The sequence below is a fragment of the uncultured Phascolarctobacterium sp. genome (assembly GCF_905212365.1).
Lineage (GTDB): Bacteria > Bacillota > Negativicutes > Acidaminococcales > Acidaminococcaceae > Phascolarctobacterium_A.
Genome location: NZ_CAJMEH010000042.1, coordinates 1 through 18,481, shown reverse-complemented (window position 1 = coordinate 18,481; position 18,481 = coordinate 1). Strand labels below are relative to the sequence as shown.

Sequence of the window (18,481 nt, the reverse complement as noted above, 5' to 3'; positions counted from 1 at the left end):
GCAATCCTGCAAACTTCCTGCTGATGCACGCTATGGGCCCGAACGTTGCAGGCGTAATCGGTACCGCAGTCGCAGCTGGTACCATGCTGGCTATGATTGGCCCTGTAGCAAAATAATCCTTTGCTAAGCAACTCCCCTGGGAGGGTGTGGCAAACGCACCCTCCATCAATTTATACTTTAGGAAAAGATATAAAGTATCGGCCAGATTATTTCTTCGCAGATTACTTGGACGCACCTCGTAATTGCGGCGTCTGAAAATGTAATAAACATAACGCTTTCAGCAAAATATAACTGCTGGATTAAAGAAAAATTTTGTATGCCGCTCGTTTTAAACTTTTATGGCGGCTTCCAAAGCGCGTAAGTAACGATATAGTATTTTATAACAGGTATCATTGTATTTGACAAGCATACTCAGTATCCGTCCCATAATACAGATTAACGGATTAAATTTAGAAAATAACTTTTTAAAAGCAAATATAGAGCGATTATCATCGCGTAAGAAATGTAAAAATATACAGGAAAGCTTGCTGCAAAGCCAGCCAACGCTTTCATTAATGATCTTCTAGGTATATAGCGCCGTCAGGCGCCGTATATAAAAATTTTATAAGGAGGAACAGAAAATGTCCCCAGCAGTAAAATGTTTAATTCTGTTGGCAGTAATTGCATTATTCTTCGTAACTGAACTTATCCCTCTTGCAGTTACTGCTACCGCCGGCGCTATTGCTTGCGGTCTTTTAGGGCTGATTCCTGCTAAGCAGGTATTCAGCGGCCTGTCCAACTCTACGGTAGTATTGTTCGCAGGCATGTTCGTAGTTGGTGCAGCAATGTTCTACACCGGCTTGGCTCAAGCCATTGGTAATACCGTTGTTAAAATGATGGGTGCCGGTGAAAACAGCTTGATGTTCGGCTTGATGATTGTTGGTACTGCACTGTCCGCAGTATTGTCCAACACCGGTACTGCAGCTTGCCTGCTGCCCGTAGCTTTGGGTATCTGCGCATCTGCCAAAATCCCCGCATCCCGTCAGTTAATGCCTTTGGCATTTGCCTGCGGTTGGGGCGGTATCATCACCATGGTAGGTACGCCTCCTAACATTATCGCTACCGGCGCTCTGACCGCTGCCGGCCTGCCCGCTTTCGGCTTCTTCGAATTCGCTTGGATCGGTATCCCCGTATCTATCGCTGGTATGCTGTACATGATGTTCGTTGGCAAGTACTTGCTGCCGAAGAAAGAATTGGACGCTGACCAAGAAGTTGAGCAAGAAATCGAAGCTAACGAAACTTCTAAGAACAAGATGATCATCTCCGGCGTTATCCTGTTGGCAGTAGTTTTGGTAATGGCTCTGAACATCAAAGGCGTTACTCTGGAAATGGCAGCAATCATCGGCGCATTGGTATGCGTACTGACCGGTTGCTTGACTGAAAAACAAGCATACGCTTCCATCGACTGGGTAACAATTTTCCTGTTCGCTGGTATGATGCCTGTATCTTCCGCTATGGATAAGACCGGCGCTGGCAAATTGATCGCTGAATGGACTGTTGGCCTGATGGGCGGCGATCCTTCTCCGCTTCTGGTAACCGGCGTACTGTTCATCCTGTCCTGCGGCCTGACCCAGTTCATGTCCAATACTGCATCCGCAGCTCTGCTGTGCCCGATCGGCATTGCAATTTCCAAGCAACTGGGCGCTGACCCGAAAGCAGTTCTGATGGCTATCGCCGTTGCAGCATCCTGCGCATTTGCAACTCCGGTAGGTACTCCTCCGAACACCCTGGTACTGGGCCCTGGCGGATACAAATTCATGGACTATGTAAAAGCCGGTACCGGTCTGGTAATCGTAGCTTTCGTTGTATCCTTGGTTGTTATTCCGATGGTATGGCCGTTCTTCCCCGGCAAATAATTAAAAATCTCTGACGCATTCTCCGAGATTTTGGGGATTATCATCAAAATTAAAGCCTGTCGCTTCTGCGGCAGGCTTAATTTTTTATACGTTATGTTATTTTCCCGTTACTTCGATAACCACTATTTCCGGCGCCGCTTCCGTGCGTACCGGCGGCCCCCAGAAGCCGTAGCCTGCGCTGGTGATAGCGGTCAAACCGTTATATTCGCAGCGGCCGTAATCCAGCTGATACATTTTTTTCGTAATTAAACGATTGGGGAAGAGCTGGCCTGTATGGGTGTGACCGGATAAATACAAGTCATAAGCTGTTTCGGCGGCCGCAGCCATTTTACGCGGCTGGTGGTCTAAAAGAATATTGTAATACGATACGTTTTTGGCTGCTAGGTCTTCGAGCGTGCGGTTGGAACGATTGCGGCTGAAATCGGTAAGACCCGTAATTTTTATTTTGCCGTCGACAATGGCGTCGGCGTCGCGCAGAACGGTAAAGTTTTGCTGCTCCAGCATACGCTGCCAAAGGTCCGGGTTGTCGATGTATTCGTGATTGCCAAAGGATACATAAACTCCTTTGGGAGCATGGATGCTGCTAAGGGCGGCAAGCGAATTTTCCTCCTGCACATAGGCGATTTTTTCATCGACTAAATCGCCCGCAATAAGTACCGCGTCGGGCTGCAGTTCGTTGATCCTTGCCGCAAGGCGTTCGGCGTAGCTGCGTCCCAAAATGCGGCCAAGATGAATGTCCGTCAGCAGCACCATTTTATAACTTTGTCCGCTGGCCAGCTTATCTGTAATTATGCGTTCTGTCCGTACAGTCGGATGAAAGGCCCGATGGCTGCCCCAGGCTATGAACAGGCAGATAGCTGCCAGACCAACTACGGACATTTTCATCGATGGCAGCTGCCAGCCGCCCAGCCTGCTGATCAGCCATAAGACTAGATGGATTAAGGCCAGCAGCAGCGTGTAATAGCCAAAGGCCAGCCATAAGCCATCTAGCCAGGCCGATATTTTTACCAGCATATGCGGCAGGGACGGCGACAGGGCGCGGCTGACAATGGCGTTGGCTGTCAGCAGCAGGTAGGCCAGGCCAAAGGCGGGATTGTGACCCCAGGGCAGGTTATTGCGGTAATAGAAATAACCGATGGCGCTGAGCAAAAGGTCTACAGTGCCTATAAAAAAGATAATACGCATACAGCAAGACTCCTTATATAATTTTATTATATTATACCGTTTGAAGCCTGCTGCAAGTCAAGAGTTCTCTTTTGACATTTAAGTGAACAAAAAAGACGCGGCCTGAGGCCGCGCCGGTAAAACTGCTTATTCCGGTATTTGGTTAACGCCTTCTAAAATAATGGACGGACGGTAGGAAAATTCTTTGATATTTTCCAAAGTGCTGACGCCGCTGAGTACTAGGCAGGTCATGAGGCCGCTTTCCGTACCGGCTACGATATCCGTGTCCATACGGTCGCCGATCATGGCTGCGTCCTCAGAATGTACGTCCAGCAGGCGCAGTCCAGTGCGCATCATTAAGGGGTTAGGCTTGCCTACATAATAGGCCTGGCGGCCCGTTGCCAGCTCTATAGGCGCTACCAGTGCGCGGCAGGCGGGAATGATGCCGAAATCGGAGGGGCCCGTCATATCGGAGTTGGTGGCTACCAAACGCGCTCCTTTATTGATGAGCTGGCAGGCCTTGATGATCATGTTGTAATTGTAGGAATTAATTTCGCCTACTACCACATAATCAGGATTGACGTCGTTCATGGTGATACCTACGTCATAGAGCGCATTGACTAATCCTGGCGCGCCGATAACATAAGCGCTGCAGCCGGGAGCCTGGGAATGAATAAATTTTGCCGTAGCCAGCGAGCTGGTGTAGAAATGGCTTTCATCCACCTCCAGCCCCATGCGTTCCAGCTTTTGCTGCAATTCCTTGGGGCTGCGTTCGCTGGAATTGGTAAGAAATAAAAAGCGTTTATTATTTTTATAGAGCCAGTCAATAAAATCCTTAACGCCTGGCAGCAGACGGTTGCCATGGTAGATAACGCCGTCCATGTCGCAGATATAGCCCTGCTTGCCGCGTAATTCTTCTAAAAGGCGCAGATTTTGTTCCTGTTCAGTCATTTTTATCATCCTTTGCTTGTTGAATATCTTTATTTTGCAATTCTATTATGAAAGAAAAGCTTATTTTTTGCAAGGGCTTGGCGGCAGCGCCGCTTGGACAAGTAGTAAACTTTTTGTTAAATCTGCGGCATTTGCTGTAAAGCTGCTGAAGAAGTGTACCAAAAATGTGAATTTAATTAAAGTAGCTTTTTATATATTGACATAGAAAAAAGAGCGTGATAAAATTATAAATTTTTGACAATTTGTAACGACAGTGATAAAATGTATGCATAAGGTTTATGAGCAACGGAAATTTTTAAAATGGGAGGGTGAAAAATGTTTGTTGCGGGCGACCGTGTGGTATATCCTTTACATGGCGGAGCTATTGTTCAGTGCGTGGAGCAACGGGAACAAAATGGCGAAAGGATGGATTACTATATTTTGCAGATGCTTTTTGAAAGTATGACGATAGCGATACCGGTAAGCAGCGCGCAAAAGCTGGGGCTGCGCAAAATTGGCGACGAAAACACTCTGGCGCTGATTCAGTGTGTTCTGCGCGAGGTTCCGGACGTACAGGCAGTTAAAAGTATTTCCTGGAATCGCCGTTTCCAGCTATATATGGAAAAAATTAAAAGCGGCAGCGTTGTGGAAGTAGCAAAAATTTTCAAGCTGCTGACTTTATTGGAGCGCAGCAAGAAGATATCTGTGGGCGAGAGGCGGCTGCTGCATAGTACCAGACAGATTTTGCAGAGCGAGGTTATGCTGATACGCAATATTGACGCTCAAAACGCGGGAAGCTGGCTGGAAACCTGCTGCCGGTAAGGTTTGGCTTTAGATAATAGCATAACGATTTTTGTGTCAGGCAGTTTTGCGCTGGCCGGTTCTGCAGCGGACGAATGCAGGATTGTGTCGGCGCGGACTGCCTGCGAATTTTTTGTTACCGAATAGCTATAACTATTTTACAAAGCTGACATATTTAGTGGGATTAGTTACTTGTTTTTTAACTTTATTCGCTGTATTATATAATTGGTACAATATTAAATAGCAGTGTTGTATCTATTCTTGCAGGAAAGGAGGTGGCGTGATGTTAAAAAAATTTGTTAGCCTGACTATTTCTTTGATTATTATTATTACCGGACTCATACTTACAGATTATTCTTTACCCTTCATGTCGGAATATTTGGGCTACGATCTGCATGATAACGGTGTTTTTTGCATAACTTTTGCTAATATCATTTTAGTGTTGCCGGGGTTCTTTGTTTTCGGCTGGCTGGCGCTGGTGCTGGCGCCCTTTGTCACTAACGGCATTTTTAACTATGCCGAGCGTTTAACTGTCAGCTTGTCGCGCATTCCTACTAGCGATATTCTGGTAATGATTTTTGGTATTGGCATCGGCCTGATTCTGGCCAATCTGATAGGCGGCCCCTTTTCCCGTTTGCCTATTATAGGACCCTATATACCTATTTTCCTCAGTCTGATATTGGCTGTGGTGGGCGCTAAGCTGGCTTTGCGCAAGCATAACGATATTGTGGAATTCTTTAACCGTATTCCCAGCCGCAAAACGCCTAAGGTAGACGCGGCAAAAAACGACAGCGTACTGGACGGGCCTTTGGGCGACCGCCTGTACAGCAGCAATAAGCTGTTAGATACCAGCGTAATTATCGACGGACGCATCATGGATATTATGGCCGCAGGCTTTTTGGACGGTCAGATAGTGGTGCCTAATTTTGTGCTGGAGGAGCTGCAGAAGCTGTCTGATTCTGCTGACAGCCTTAAACGCGCTAAGGGACGGCGCGGCTTGGATTTGGTGCAGGATTTGCAAATCAGCTATAAGAAACAGCTGCTGGTAGTGGATAACGATTACGATGATTTAAGCGAGGTAGACGCTAAGCTGGTGCGGCTGGCTAAGCAGGCTAACGCGGATATTATTACCAATGATTATAATTTAAATAAGGTCGCCGGTATTCAGGGCATTAAGGTGCTGAATATCAACGAGCTGGCTAACGCTATTAAGCCGGTGGTTATTGCCGGTGAAGAGATGACTGTTTATTTGGTTAAGGAAGGCAAGGAGTCCAATCAGGCTGTGGCTTATTTGGACGACGGCACGATGATCGTAGTGGAAAACGGCCGCCGCGGTATCGGCAGCAGCATAGCCATAGTAGTAACTTCGGTGCTGCAGACGGCTGCCGGGCGCATGATTTTTGCCAAGGCTAAATATTAATAGCATAGTTAATTTTACAGACTGAGGCAGACCCTGTCTCAGTCTGTAGTTTAATATGGGAGGAAAGCGATGGAAAAAGTAATTGCCATTGTACCGGCGGCAGGAGCGGGCAAGCGTTTGGGCCTGGGTATCAATAAGGCCTTTGCTATGCTGCAGGGAGCGCCTCTTTTAGTACATTGCCTGCGCATGCTGGAGCGCACTGAACTGGTAGAGCGGGCAGTGGTGGTGCTGGCAGCAGACGAGGTCGAGGAAGGGCGCTCTTTGCTGGCAAAGTACCGGCAGGAATATTTCCCCAAGCTGCCGTTTCAGGTAGTAGCAGGCGGCAAGGAACGTCAGGACAGCGTGGCTAATGCGTTGGCCGTTATTCCGGAGGACGCGGGCTATATCGCCGTTCACGACGGGGCGCGGCCCTTTGCCGGGCGCGAGGTTTTCGCCCGTACTTTAGCGGCCGCTATGATTTATGGCGCGGCTATTGCTGCAGTGCCTGTAAAAAACACTATTAAGGTAATCGACGCAGCAGGGCAGGTAATAGCTACGCCGGAGCGCAGTACTCTGCAGGCAGTGCAGACGCCGCAGATTTTTGCAGCCGCTCTGCTGAAAAAGGCTTACGCCTATTTGGCGGCGCATCCTGCCGCTGTGACGGACGACGCTTCGGTAGTGGAGCTGCTGGGAAATAAGGTAGTGGTAGCGGAGGGACGCTACGAAAATATTAAAATAACTACGCCGGAGGATTTGGCCTTGGCCGAATACCTGCTGGCGCGACAGGAGCTGGAACATGGAAAAGAAGCATAGCTGGCCGCAGCTGCGCATAGGCTGCGGCTATGACGTACATAAACTGACGGAAGGACGCAAGCTGATTTTATGCGGCGTGGAAATTCCCTACGAGCTGGGGCTTTTGGGGCACAGCGATGCGGACGTGGCTTTGCACGCCTTGATGGACGCGCTGCTGGGCGCTGCCGCCTTGGGCGATATCGGCAAGCATTTTCCCGATACGGACGAGCGCTTTAAGGGGGCTGACAGCATGAAGCTGACGGCTCATGTTAAGGAGCTGCTGGCTCAGCGGGGCTGGCGCGTTAATAATGTGGACGTGACGATTATTGCCCAGCGCCCCAAGCTGGCAGGCTACATTTCGCAGATGCGGACCAATGTGGCGGCAGTTTTGGAAGTGGACGAATCTGCGGTAAATATCAAAGCCACGACTACCGAAAAGCTGGGCTTTACAGGCCGCGGCGAGGGCATGGCTGCCGAAGCGGTGGCCTCCATTATCAGCGGAATTTAAGATACTTTTTCGATATAAATTGGCTAAAGAGGCCAGATTATGGTATAATTCTACTGAACCTTATGAAATAAACTGTTAGCGGTAAGCTATAAATTTGGAGGGAGATTTAAAGATGTGTAGTGATGAAGTAAGAGTTCGCTTTGCACCGAGCCCGACGGGACCGTTCCATATCGGCGGCGCCCGCAGCGCTCTGTTTAATTGGCTGCTGGCCCGCAAGACCGGCGGCAAACTGATTTTGCGTATCGAGGATACCGACCGTGAGCGTTCTACCCCGGAATCCGAGGAAAATATCAAGGCCGCATTAAAATGGCTGGGTATGGACTGGGACGAAGGCGTCGACGTCGGCGGCCCGAACGGCCCCTATCATCAAATGGAGCGCCTGGAGCTGTATAAAAAATATACGGAGCAGCTACTGGCAGAGGGCAAGGCTTATTATTGCTACTGTACCGACGAGGAGCTGGAGGAGGAACGCCAGTCCTTGATTAAAGAAGGTAAAATGCCGCGCTACATGGGCAAGTGCCGTCATTTAACGCCGGAGCAGATAGCTAAGTACGAAGCCGAAGGCCGTAAGCCTACCGTGCGCTTCCGCGTGCCTGCCGATAAGCAGATTTTGGTGCGCGATATGGTACGCGGCGACGTAGTTTTTGATTCCAACAACATCGGCGATTTCGTTATTGTGAAGTCTGACGGCATTCCCACTTATAACTATGCCGTAGTTATCGACGACGCCCTGATGCATATTACCCATGTTATCCGCGCAGAGGAGCATTTATCCAATACGCCGCGCCAATGCCTGATTTATGAAGCACTGGGCTTCAAGCAGCCCACCTTCGGTCATATTTCCTTGATTTTGGGCAAGGACCATACTAAGATGAGCAAGCGTCACGGCGCTACCAGCGTGGACCAATACCGCCAGCTGGGTTATCTGCCCGCCGCTATCAATAATTTCCTGGCTTTGCTTGGCTGGGCGCCGAACAGCGAGCAGGAAATTTTCAGCATGGACGAGCTGATTAAGGAATTTTCCATGGACCGCGTGGCTAAAAACCCCGCAGTGTTCGATATCGATAAGCTGAACTGGATAAATCAGCACTATATGCGTGAGCTGGACGCAGACGCTTTCTTCGACTGTGCTAAGCCCCATATGATAGCCGCAGGCTATATGACGGGCGAAGAAACAGGCGAGAAGCTGGCCTGGCTGCGCAGAGTAGTGGCAACGGCGCAGGAGCATGTTTCCTACGCCGCGCAAATTCCCGCTTGCGTGGAAATGTATTTTAACGACGAATTTAATTTTGAAAACGAAGAAGCGGAAGCCGTTCTGAAGGGCGAAAACGTACCGGCAGTTATTAATATGCTGCTGGAGGAGCTGCCGAAGGTTGAAGCTTTGGATAACGCCAGCGTTAAGGCTCTGTTTAAACAGATTCAAAAGGCTACCAAGCTGAAGGGCAAGGACGTATTCATGCCGATTCGCGTGGCCTTGACGGGCAACCAGCACGGTCCGGAGCTGGCGGCTATGGTGCCGCTGCTGGGCGCAGAGCGCACGGCTAAGAGAATTAAGGCCAGCATGGCAAAAGCCGGCGTAACGCTGTAAGCTGAAAAGCGACAGAAGGAGATGTACAATGTCTATTAAAGTTTATAATACATTGACGAAGCAGAAAGAAGAATTTGTACCTATCAATCCCGGTAAGGCTAATATCTATGTGTGCGGCGTAACGCCTTACAATCATCCCCATGTGGGCAATGCCCGTCCCTTTGTTACCTGGGACGTTATCCGCCGCTTTTTGGAGCATGAGGGCTACGACGTTACTCATGTGCAGAACTTTACTGATGTAGACGACAAAATTATCAATACTGCCAATAAAGAGGGCGTGCAGTGGTACGATATCTGCAACCGTTACATTGATTCCTATTTTGAGGTAATGGATAAGCTCAACGTGCGCCGGGCTCATGTTTATCCCCGCGTATCCGAGCATATCGAGGATATTATTAAAACTGTACAAGCATTAATCGATAACGGTTATGCCTATGTTGTGGACGGCGACGTTTTCTACAGCGTGGAAAAATTCAAATATTACGGGCAGCTGTCCGGACGCAATCTGGAGGATATGCTGGCTGGCGCCCGCGTAGACGTGGACGACCGCAAGCGCAATCCTATGGATTTTGCTTTGTGGAAATCGGCTAAGCCGGGCGAACCCTCCTGGGACAGCCCTTGGGGCAAAGGCCGTCCCGGCTGGCACATCGAATGCTCGACCATGAGCATGAAGTATTTGGGAGAAACCTTCGACTTCCATGGCGGCGGCAGCGACCTTATCTTCCCGCACCATGAAAATGAAATAGCGCAATCTGAGGGCTGCACCGGCTGCCATCCTTTTGTGCATTATTGGCTGCATAACGGCTTTATTACTGTAAATGAAGAAAAAATGTCCAAATCTCTGGGCAATTTCTTCATGGTTATCGATATTCTTGAGCATTATGACCCGGAAACACTGCGTTTCTTCATCGTATCCACCCATTACCGCAGTCCGTTGGACTTCAGCGACGCTCGTTTGACGGAAGCACAGAAGAGCCTGGCTCGCTTGCGTCAGGCCCAGGAAACCTTGGGCGAGCTGGCCGCTATGATGAGCGCAGGCCCGACGGAAGCAAGCCTGGAGCTGCGCGCTAAAGCCCGCGAGCTGCGCGAGGCCTTTATGGAGGCTATGCGCGACGACTTTAATACGGCGCTGGCTATCAGCCATATGTTTGCGCTGGCTAAGGAAATCAATATTTACCATAAAGCAATCACTGACGCCGCTGTTAAGCCGGACGGCAAGCTGGTTGCTGTTCTGGACGAGGTATTCAGCGAAATGTGCTCCATCATCGGCGTATTGGAAAAGGCTGCCGCTCCGGCGGAGGCTGCTGCGGATGACAGCAAGGAAGCCGAGCTGGTAGAGTTGCTGATTAATATGCGTCAGGAGGCCCGCAAGGCTAAGAATTACGCCTTGGCCGACGAACTGCGCAATAAACTGGGCGCTATCGGCATCGTTTTGCAGGATACTCCGCAAGGCGTAAAATGGTCTAAACAATGAAATTTGCACAATATCAGATATTGAAGGAACATGCGCTGGCTGCTTGTAAAGCGGCCGGCGCAGACTTTCCTGCCGCCAAACAGCTGAACCCTATTTTGTTGGCGTATATCGGCGACGTGGTTTTTTCTATGTATATTCGGCTGCGTCTTTTGCCTGTTTCCAGTCATGTGCGTATCGTAAATGACCTGGGCGCCAAAATGGTGTCGGCTGTTTATCAATGTCAGGCGATGACGGAACTGAAAGCAAGACTGACGCCGGAGGAGGAAGCAGTTTTTCGCCGGGGGCGCAACGCTAAATCCCAGGTGCCGAAAAGCGCTTCCGTTTATGAATACAGAATGGCTACGGCCTTTGAAGCCTTGCTTGGCTATTTATTTTTGGAGGAGCAGGAGCAGCGTCTGCACGAGCTGTTGGACGAGTCCTTTGTTATTATTACAGAAAGAATACAGGCAGCTAAAAAGAAGGAGGATTGAATATGAATATGCATGTAAAATTGGTACGTCATACGCCGGAGCCGGAGCGCACGGTAGCCATGAGCGCCCGTTTGTGCTATTCGCCTATTGGCGCGGCGCAGCTGGAGGAACGCATCAGCGACGAGCAGGCGGCTAATTTGGTGCGCCGGTTAGTCAGCATGGGGCATTTATCCACGCTGGAACACGTTACCTTTACCTTTGCTATTGAAGGCGTGTCCCGCGTGCTGACCCATCAGCTGGTACGCCACCGCATTGCCTCCTATTCCCAGCAATCCCAGCGCTATGTGAAGGAGCATGACTTTGAAACTATTCTTCCGCCTTCTATTGCCGCTAATGACGCAGCCAAGGCTAAATTTGCCGCGCTGATGGAGGAAATTCAGTCCTTGTACAATGAATTTACCGAAGCAGGTATTCCTGCGGAGGACGCGCGTTATATTCTGCCGAACGCAACGGAAACAAAGATTGTCTGCACCTTTAACGCACGTTCGCTGCTGAACTTTTTCAGCCTGCGCTGCTGTACCCGCGCTCAATGGGAAATAAGAGCGTTGGCTAATAAAATGCTGGCCGAATGCCAGAAGGTAGCGCCGGTGATTTTTGAAAACGCAGGGCCGACCTGCGTATCCGAGGGCGTGTGCCACGAGGGCGCTATGTCCTGCGGCAGATTGCAGGCTATTTTAGCGCAGCGGGCTAAAGAGCAGGCTGCTAAATAAAGGAGGACAGGCTATGACTCAGCAAGCAAGCGACGTGATTGCCGGCCGTAACGCTGTATCCGAAGCGCTGCGGGGGCAGCGTTCTATCAATAAGATTTTAATACAGGAGGGCGCGAGGGGCGGCAGTCTGGGCGAGCTGGTTGCCGCTGCGAAAAATAAGGGCGTGCCTGTGGAAATAGTTAAGGCTGAAAGGCTGGATAAGCTGGCGCTGGGACTGCGGCATCAGGGAGTTGCCGCTTTGGCCGCCCCTATCGCCTTTCAAAGCTTGGACGATGTTTTTGCCAAAGCTGCGGCCAAGGACGAGCCGCCATTTTTGCTGCTGCTGGACGAGCTGCAGGACCCGCAGAATGTGGGCGCGCTGCTGCGTACTGCCGACGCTGCCGGAGTGCATGGGGTTTTGCTGCCGCGCCGCCGCAGCTGTCCGTTAAACGCGACTGTGGCTAAAATTTCTGCCGGAGCGGTGGAGTATGTGCCGGTGGTGCAAATCGGCAATATTGCTCAGGCTATCGACGAATTGAAGCAGCGGGGCTGTTGGGTTGTCGGCGCTGATATGGACGGCGTGGATTTTTATGCCGCCAATATGACGGGGCCTATCGTTTTGGTTATTGGCGCCGAGGGCAAGGGCATTGGCCGTCTGGTTAAGCAAAAGTGCGACGATATCGTCAGCATTCCTATGAATGGCGGCGTCAATTCCCTGAACGCTTCCAATGCGGGCGCAGTGCTGATGTACGAGGTTGTGCGCCAGCGCCGTTTATTTCAGTGAGGTATAAAGCATGGGCGAATACCTGATTGTGGACGGCTATAATGTAATCAACGCTTGGAAGGAATTTGCCCAGCTGCGGCAAACGAGCCTGGAGCATGCCCGCGAGCTGTTAATCGCCGGAGTATCCGAATACGCGGCCTTTAAGGGATACCGTGCCATTGTGGTTTTCGACGCGCAGGAGGTGGCCGGTGCTGCCGCTGTGGAAACGGTGCACGGCATTCAGGTGGTTTATACCAATGAAGGAGAAACCGCCGATTCGTGGATTGAACGGCGGGCCTACGAGCTTGGTCGCGGCGTTGGCAGGGCCAAGGTTTTTGTTGTGACCAGCGATTATGCCGAGCAAATAAATATTTTAGGCGCCGGAGCGTACCGCATTTCCGCCCGCGAATTTCGCGAGGATTATTTGAAGGCAAAAAAAGAAATAGCCGCCCGCTTACGCATACCCGACCGCGCGCTGAACCGCAACGAGCTGGGCGGACGCATTAACGGCCAGGTGCTGGAGCATCTGGAAAAATTACGCCGCCGCAAAAGTTGACGGCGCGGGCTATACAGGATATAATAAAAAAGTATTATTCTTTAGAAGACCCATACGGAGGAAATGTAGTTTATGACCACAGATACGGAAAAGAAAAACGATCCTTACGAAGCTTTTGTTGATAAGCAGGATGAGGAAATCGTTTTAGATGCCCAGCTTAACGATAATGTACTGGCGCAGGAGTATTTGCTGCATAAATACAGAAACTTTGTCAGAGCCAAGGCGCGCAGCTATTTTTTAATCGGCGCAGAGCGGGAGGATATTATTCAGGAGGGTATGATCGGCCTTTATAAGGCTATTCGTGACTTCCGGGGAGATAAGCAGGCGTCCTTTCGCGCCTTTGCGGAGCTGTGCGTAACCAGGCAGATTATTACCGCTATTAAAACGGCGACTAGGCAAAAGCACATTCCGCTGAACTCCTACGTTTCTCTTAATAAGCCTATTTACGAGGAGGACAGCGACCGTACTCTGCTGGATATTATCAGCGGCGTGCGCGTAGCCAATCCCGAAGATATGGTCATCAGCAGGGAGGAATTCAGCGATATTGAAAATAAAATGAATAATATTCTCAGCGATCTGGAATGGAAGGTGCTGATGAGCTATCTGGACGGCAAGTCCTATCAGGAAATTGCCGCAGAGCTCGACCGGCACATCAAATCCATAGATAATGCTTTGCAGCGCGTTAAACGCAAGCTGGAAAAGTATATTGTCAGCAAGGGGGATATTACTGATCTGCGGACCGTTTACAGCGGCCTTTTGGCCATCGACCCTTATGACCGCTTTAAGGGCAAGGACTCTAAAAACAGCTGATTACTGATAAAACTGTAACAGTACCATACATCATTTTGCAATTTTCAGAATGGTGTATTTTTTTTAAAGGATTTTAGCGGCTTTCAGCGAATAGAATAGGTAACAATTTGATTTGATAATATTAACACTTCGGTGTCATAGGAGGTTTTTCAAATGAATCAAGTAGAAGAATTGTTAAAGGTAGTCGAGCAGGCTCAAGCCGACAAGGGCAACGTAGTTATCGTTACCGGCAAACCGGGCAGCGGCAAGAGCAAAGTGCTGCGCGAAGCGGCTGAAACGAAGAAATGGACCTATGTAGACTGCCGTATGCTGATCAGCGAGGAATTTTTGGCTATCCCTGCCGCTGACAGAGGCTTGTACGCTCCCGATATGTTTGCTGAAATTCTGGAAAGCTACAATGCAGACGTTATTATTCTGGACAGACTGCAAACCCTGTTTGTGCCTGTATTCCACATTAACACCGACAGCCTCATGCGCAAGCTGAGCAAGAAATTTACCATTATCACCGCATGGCCCGGCTATATTGAAAACGGCAATCTGTGCTATGATAAATTTGACGGCACGGAAGCTATCCGCATCAGCCCCGACGGCTTCAAGATTTGGAACGTAGAATAAGCTGAAGAATTTATTCTGTAATATAGCGGAGGCAAGGCATGGCTCAAAAAAAGCGTCGTTTTGCAGTTCTGACGGGCGGTGGCGACTGCCCCGGCTTGAACGCCGTTATCAGAGCCGTAGTAAAAACCTTTTTGCAGAATGACTGCGAGGTATACGGAGTTCTGAACGGGTTTAACGGACTGGTCAATGATAATTTGCAGTTAATGGATTATGCCAGCGTTTCGGGGATTCTGCCCCGCGGCGGCACTATTTTAGGCACTACCAACCGCGATAATCCGTTTCGTTTCGCTGTGGAAAAAGAGAACGGCGAAATTGTCTATGAGGATATGCGGGATAAGGTGCTGGAAAACCTGCGTAAGTATGATATTGAAGCCCTGGTTGTTATCGGCGGCGACGGCAGCCTGAATATCGGCGCGCAATTGGCACGGGAGTGCGGCATTAAGGTAGTAGGCGTGCCTAAGACTATAGACAACGACCTGCCGTGTACCGAGCGTACCTTTGGCTTTGACACGGCTATGGCCATGGCGACGGAAGCTTTGGACAGACTGCATACTACGGCGGAATCCCATCACCGGGTTATGGTTTTGGAGGTTATGGGCCGTTATGCCGGCTGGATTGCTTTGCACAGCGGCATTGCCGGCGGCGCAGACGTTATTCTGCTGCCGGAAATTCCCTATAAGCTGGATAAGGTGCTGGAAAAAATACAGCAGCGGAAGCAGGCAGGCAAAAATTTCAGCATCGTTGTCGTAGCGGAGGGCGCTAAGCCTGAGGGCGGCGAAATGTCCGTAGCCAGAGTAGTTAAGGGCAGCTTTGAGCCTATCAGACTAGGCGGTATTGGCGATAAGGTGGCGCGCGAAATTGAAGAGCGTACGGAAATAGAAGCACGTTGTACGGTATTGGGTTATTTGCAGCGCGGCGGTTCGCCTACAGCCTTTGACAGAGTATTATCTACCCGCTATGGCGTTGCGGCAGCCGAGGCGTGCCTGCGCGGCGAGTATAATGTTATGGTTTCTTTGTACCACGACAAAATCGTAACCGTTTATATTCAAAAAGCGGCTTCCAAACCGCAGCAGGTGCCGGTGGACAGCGAAATTATCCGCACAGGCCGGCAAGTGGGAATTTGCTTTGGCGATTAATTAAGAACGAAAAATTAATTTTTGATTCATTTAAAAAGTATATAATAAGAGACAGTCCGGGCGGGCTGTCTCTTATTTTTGCTGTGGCAAAGAATGGCTGCGCTTGAAGTAAAAAATATGTAATATGTATGGCTGATAATTGCATATTCTGCTGTTTCAGAGTATAATATATAAGATTAACAAATTTGAAAGGATGTTAGTATGGAACAATACCTTGTTGCTGTTGTAGTTGGTATCGTAGAAGGCTTAACCGAATTTTTGCCGGTTTCTTCTACCGGGCATATGATTATCGTAGGTCATTTATTGGGCCTTGACGGTCATGTTGCGGATGTCTTTGACGTATTCGTTCAGTTGGGCGCAATTTTATCCGTTATCTTTATTTATAAAGAGCGTTTTTACCGTTTCTTTACTAAGGATGGCTGGGATATGCATAAGGGCCTGTCTGTGTGGCACATTGCTGCCGGTATCGTGCCGGTCATGGCAGTGGCCTATGTGGGATATTCTTATATTAAGCAATATCTGTTTTCTCCTTTTACCGTGGCCATCGGCTTGGTATTGGGCGGCTTGCTGCTGATGCTGGCAGAGCGTTTAACTAAAGGACGTGAAGCGGAATTGGTTGACGATGTGGATAAAATAAGCATCAGACAAGCGCTGTGGGTGGGCGTGTTCCAATTTCTGTCCTTGTGGCCCGGCTTTTCCCGCAGTGGCAGTACTATTGCCGGCGGTTTAATCGTGGGGCTTTCGCGTCAGGCTGCGGCCAGCTATACCTTCCTTATAGCGGTTCCCTTGATGTTTGTGGCCTGTACCTATGATTTGCTGAAGAATCTGGCTTACTTAAATCAGGATGACTTGGTTGTCTTGGGCATAGGCTTTGTAGTATCCTTTTTTGTAGCGTATTGGTCGGTGCTGTGGTTCCTTAAATTCCTGCATAAATACGATTTGACAAGCTTTGCCTGGTATCGTATTGCCTTGGCCTTTGTTACCTATTGGTATTTTTATATGTAAGATGAACGAAAATCTTGGCAGATAAATCCGGCTTGACAAAGCGGCAGGTATCCATTATAATGATTCGTGTATAAATTTATATTGATGATGCTGGCATAGCTCAATAGGCAGAGCAGCTGATTTGTAATCAGCAGGTTGTGGGTTCGATTCCTATTGCCAGCTCCAATGAAAATTAATCCCTCGGTAAAAGCCGGGGGATTTTTTGGAGTCGCTGCGCAGTCAGACGGAATAAATTTAAAGTTAGGATTGCTTGTTGAGCTGCAGGAAAAAGTGTAAAACTTTTTACGCAAACCTGTTGACAAATTGGCTGGAATCCTGTATAATTCTTTTTGTCGCAAACGGAGAGGTTCCCGAGTGGTTAAAGGGAGCAGACTGTAAATCTGCCGCGTTTCGCTTCGTTGGTTCGAATCCAACCCTCTCCACCAACCTTTCATCGCGGGGTGGAGCAGTTGGTAGCTCGTCGGGCTCATAACCCGAAGGTCGGTGGTTCAAGTCCGCCCCCCGCAACCAAAATATGCTGATGTAGCTCAGTCGGCAGAGCGTATCCTTGGTAAGGATAAGGTCACCAGTTCAATCCTGGTCATCAGCTCCAATTAAATAATTAGCGTTGGCATTAGATATATCCTGTAAGAGCACATCTGCGGAAGCGCTAGAGGTGCTGGATAACAAGGAACAGCAAGCCTTGCGAAGCGAGAGCGTACTGGAGGTACGCTGAGCGAGCAAACGCAGCTGTGACGCAGGAAGGCAGTGCCTATAACGCTTCTAGCTTGGCGGCGTAGCTCAGTTGGCTAGAGCATGCGGTTCATACCCGCAGTGTCCGCGGTTCGAATCCGTGCGCCGCCACCAAAAAGAAAGCGAGACTTCCGAAAAGGAAGTCTTTTTTGTATGCCAGTTGGCGGCAAAGGTATTAGAGGCGTAGGTAGCTTCACAATATTTTAACTCTGTAAGGACGTTAAATTTGGTTTCAAAAGTTAATTGTTCGCTGATATCAATAAACGGATTACGCTCACAGAAGAATATTTAACAATGTGTGCAGCGATATCTACGTTGCTGGTAATAGATTACACATGAACGGTTTGCAAGAATAGAATGTGTAAGTTTTCTGGAATAATAGCCATGAACTTTTGTAAGAGATTTGCAGGTGGGGCATAGTATTAAAGTAGTGGCTAGTTTTATATTAAAAATAGAACATAAAATTCTTAATCAGGCGATTTTAGCAACATTAGAAGTATGATTATACTAAATTATTTCAGAAAATTACAATAATTATTTCTAAGCTTTTTCAACGCCAACTCCACAAGGCTTTTAAACTCGGTAGTAGTAAAGGTGCGGTATTATTTTTTCTTGTTTTTGTCAATGCTTATCGCCTTTTAAGGGTTACAGGGAGCATTGCGCTTTGTGCCTTGAATATGACGGAATTCCGTACTGTACTACATTGGCGCTCAATATGCCTATTATAAACAGTTTCCAATACAGCTGGGCAAGAAGAATAACATTTCAGTAGCAAGACGCAGAAACAAAAGCAAAATACCAGCCAAAAGGTCTTGCGAGGGGGGGCAGATGTGCTAAAATATAAGCGAGCATGATTTTAGATTTGCTTAGGTTTATAATTCATGGTGCATAAAATTCAAATACGAATATTTGGAGATGGAGAGTAGGCGTGGCTAGGAATTGGGGAAATGGGTTGAAAGCTGTGTTTGACTACGCTTTGACAGCAGTGGGGACGATTTGCATCAGTCCGCTGTTGGTTTATGTGGCGTACAGGATAAAGAAGGATTCTCCCGGTCAGGCTATTTACGACGGCAAGCGCTTGGGAAAGAACGGCGTTTTGTTTAAATGCTATAAATTCCGCAGTATGTACATCAACGGCGATGCAATTTTAGAAG

20 protein-coding genes and 5 tRNA genes are annotated in these 18,481 nt (G+C 48.9%); 22 read left to right on the top strand and 3 right to left on the bottom strand.

Going from position 1 to position 18,481, the window contains the following annotated elements:
- Both QZ105_RS07400 and QZ105_RS07395 read left to right on the top strand, forming a co-directional pair.
- A partial coding sequence (locus QZ105_RS07400; protein ID WP_293729051.1) for a sodium ion-translocating decarboxylase subunit beta occupies positions 1–116 on the top strand: 116 nt, incomplete at its 5' end.
- Between the two features lie 504 nt (positions 117–620).
- On the top strand, positions 621–1,895 hold the full coding sequence (locus tag QZ105_RS07395) for an SLC13 family permease (RefSeq protein ID WP_293729208.1): 1,275 nt from the start codon (positions 621–623) through the stop codon (positions 1,893–1,895).
- A gap of 96 nt (positions 1,896–1,991) precedes the next feature.
- On the opposite strand, the gene QZ105_RS07390 is transcribed toward QZ105_RS07395, so the two are convergent.
- Together QZ105_RS07390 and QZ105_RS07385 are read right to left on the bottom strand one after the other, a co-directional pair.
- The gene (locus QZ105_RS07390; protein ID WP_293729207.1) at positions 1,992–3,080 is read right to left on the bottom strand and encodes a metallophosphoesterase; all 1,089 of its coding nucleotides are present in this window, start codon (positions 3,078–3,080) and stop codon (positions 1,992–1,994) included.
- A gap of 126 nt (positions 3,081–3,206) precedes the next feature.
- Positions 3,207–4,010: an HAD-IIA family hydrolase gene (locus QZ105_RS07385; RefSeq protein WP_293729206.1), complete on the bottom strand. Its 804-nt coding sequence runs from the start codon at positions 4,008–4,010 to the stop codon at positions 3,207–3,209.
- 315 nt (positions 4,011–4,325) lie between these two features.
- Here QZ105_RS07385 and QZ105_RS07380 point away from each other — a divergent pair, with 315 nt between their 5' ends.
- The 19 genes from QZ105_RS07380 (at position 4,326) to QZ105_RS07290 (ending at position 17,441) form a co-directional block, all read left to right on the top strand.
- Entirely contained in the window at positions 4,326–4,811 is a 486-nt protein-coding gene (locus QZ105_RS07380; RefSeq protein WP_293729205.1) for a CarD family transcriptional regulator, read from the top strand.
- 262 nt (positions 4,812–5,073) lie between these two features.
- The gene (locus tag QZ105_RS07375) at positions 5,074–6,210 is read left to right on the top strand and encodes a PIN domain-containing protein (RefSeq protein ID WP_293729204.1); all 1,137 of its coding nucleotides are present in this window, start codon (positions 5,074–5,076) and stop codon (positions 6,208–6,210) included.
- Positions 6,211–6,279: 69 nt separating this feature from the next.
- Positions 6,280–7,002, top strand: a complete 723-nt coding sequence (gene ispD, locus QZ105_RS07370; RefSeq protein ID WP_293729203.1) for a 2-C-methyl-D-erythritol 4-phosphate cytidylyltransferase — start codon at positions 6,280–6,282, stop codon at positions 7,000–7,002.
- Entirely contained in the window at positions 6,986–7,489 is a 504-nt protein-coding gene (gene ispF / locus QZ105_RS07365; RefSeq protein ID WP_293729202.1) for a 2-C-methyl-D-erythritol 2,4-cyclodiphosphate synthase, read from the top strand. The genes ispD and ispF overlap by 17 nt, the downstream gene beginning before the upstream one ends.
- Positions 7,490–7,601: 112 nt before the next feature.
- Positions 7,602–9,077: a glutamate--tRNA ligase gene (gene gltX / locus QZ105_RS07360; protein ID WP_293729201.1), complete on the top strand. Its 1,476-nt coding sequence runs from the start codon at positions 7,602–7,604 to the stop codon at positions 9,075–9,077.
- A gap of 28 nt (positions 9,078–9,105) precedes the next feature.
- Positions 9,106–10,551, top strand: coding sequence for a cysteine--tRNA ligase (gene cysS, locus QZ105_RS07355; protein WP_293729200.1), 1,446 nt, complete (start codon positions 9,106–9,108; stop codon positions 10,549–10,551).
- Positions 10,548–11,021, top strand: a complete 474-nt coding sequence (locus QZ105_RS07350) for a ribonuclease III domain-containing protein (RefSeq protein ID WP_293729199.1) — start codon at positions 10,548–10,550, stop codon at positions 11,019–11,021. Before cysS ends, QZ105_RS07350 begins: the two co-directional genes overlap by 4 nt.
- 8 nt (positions 11,022–11,029) lie before the next feature.
- Positions 11,030–11,731: an FAD-dependent thymidylate synthase gene (thyX, locus tag QZ105_RS07345; protein ID WP_366936016.1), complete on the top strand. Its 702-nt coding sequence runs from the start codon at positions 11,030–11,032 to the stop codon at positions 11,729–11,731.
- Between the two features lie 13 nt (positions 11,732–11,744).
- Positions 11,745–12,494: a 23S rRNA (guanosine(2251)-2'-O)-methyltransferase RlmB gene (gene rlmB, locus QZ105_RS07340; RefSeq protein ID WP_293729197.1), complete on the top strand. Its 750-nt coding sequence runs from the start codon at positions 11,745–11,747 to the stop codon at positions 12,492–12,494.
- Between the two features lie 10 nt (positions 12,495–12,504).
- On the top strand, positions 12,505–13,029 hold the full coding sequence (locus QZ105_RS07335; RefSeq protein ID WP_293729196.1) for an NYN domain-containing protein: 525 nt from the start codon (positions 12,505–12,507) through the stop codon (positions 13,027–13,029).
- A gap of 72 nt (positions 13,030–13,101) precedes the next feature.
- Complete coding sequence (sigH, locus tag QZ105_RS07330) at positions 13,102–13,839, top strand: RNA polymerase sporulation sigma factor SigH (RefSeq protein WP_293729195.1); 738 nt, start codon at positions 13,102–13,104, stop codon at positions 13,837–13,839.
- 153 nt (positions 13,840–13,992) lie between these two features.
- A complete protein-coding gene (gene brxF / locus QZ105_RS07325) occupies positions 13,993–14,454 on the top strand; it encodes a BREX-3 system P-loop-containing protein BrxF (protein WP_293729194.1) in 462 nt (153 codons plus the stop codon).
- A gap of 38 nt (positions 14,455–14,492) precedes the next feature.
- Positions 14,493–15,590, top strand: coding sequence for a 6-phosphofructokinase (locus tag QZ105_RS07320; RefSeq protein ID WP_293729193.1), 1,098 nt, complete (start codon positions 14,493–14,495; stop codon positions 15,588–15,590).
- Positions 15,591–15,791: 201 nt separating this feature from the next.
- Positions 15,792–16,595 (top strand): undecaprenyl-diphosphate phosphatase, encoded by an 804-nt coding sequence (locus tag QZ105_RS07315; RefSeq protein WP_293729192.1) that lies wholly within the window; start codon positions 15,792–15,794, stop codon positions 16,593–16,595.
- An 89-nt stretch (positions 16,596–16,684) separates the two neighbouring features.
- Positions 16,685–16,760 (top strand) — tRNA-Thr (locus QZ105_RS07310).
- 175 nt (positions 16,761–16,935) lie between these two features.
- Positions 16,936–17,020 (top strand) — tRNA-Tyr (locus tag QZ105_RS07305).
- 9 nt (positions 17,021–17,029) lie between these two features.
- Positions 17,030–17,105: transfer RNA gene (locus tag QZ105_RS07300), tRNA-Met, on the top strand.
- Between the two features lie 6 nt (positions 17,106–17,111).
- A tRNA-Thr gene (locus QZ105_RS07295) sits at positions 17,112–17,187 on the top strand.
- A 177-nt stretch (positions 17,188–17,364) separates the two neighbouring features.
- A tRNA-Met gene (locus QZ105_RS07290) sits at positions 17,365–17,441 on the top strand.
- A gap of 174 nt (positions 17,442–17,615) precedes the next feature.
- On the opposite strand, the gene QZ105_RS10590 is transcribed toward QZ105_RS07290, so the two are convergent.
- Complete coding sequence (locus QZ105_RS10590; protein ID WP_366936015.1) at positions 17,616–17,750, bottom strand: transposase family protein; 135 nt, start codon at positions 17,748–17,750, stop codon at positions 17,616–17,618.
- 505 nt (positions 17,751–18,255) lie between these two features.
- Here QZ105_RS10590 and QZ105_RS07285 point away from each other — a divergent pair.
- Positions 18,256–18,481: sugar transferase (locus QZ105_RS07285; RefSeq protein WP_293729191.1), on the top strand; the 226-nt coding region annotated here is incomplete at its 3' end.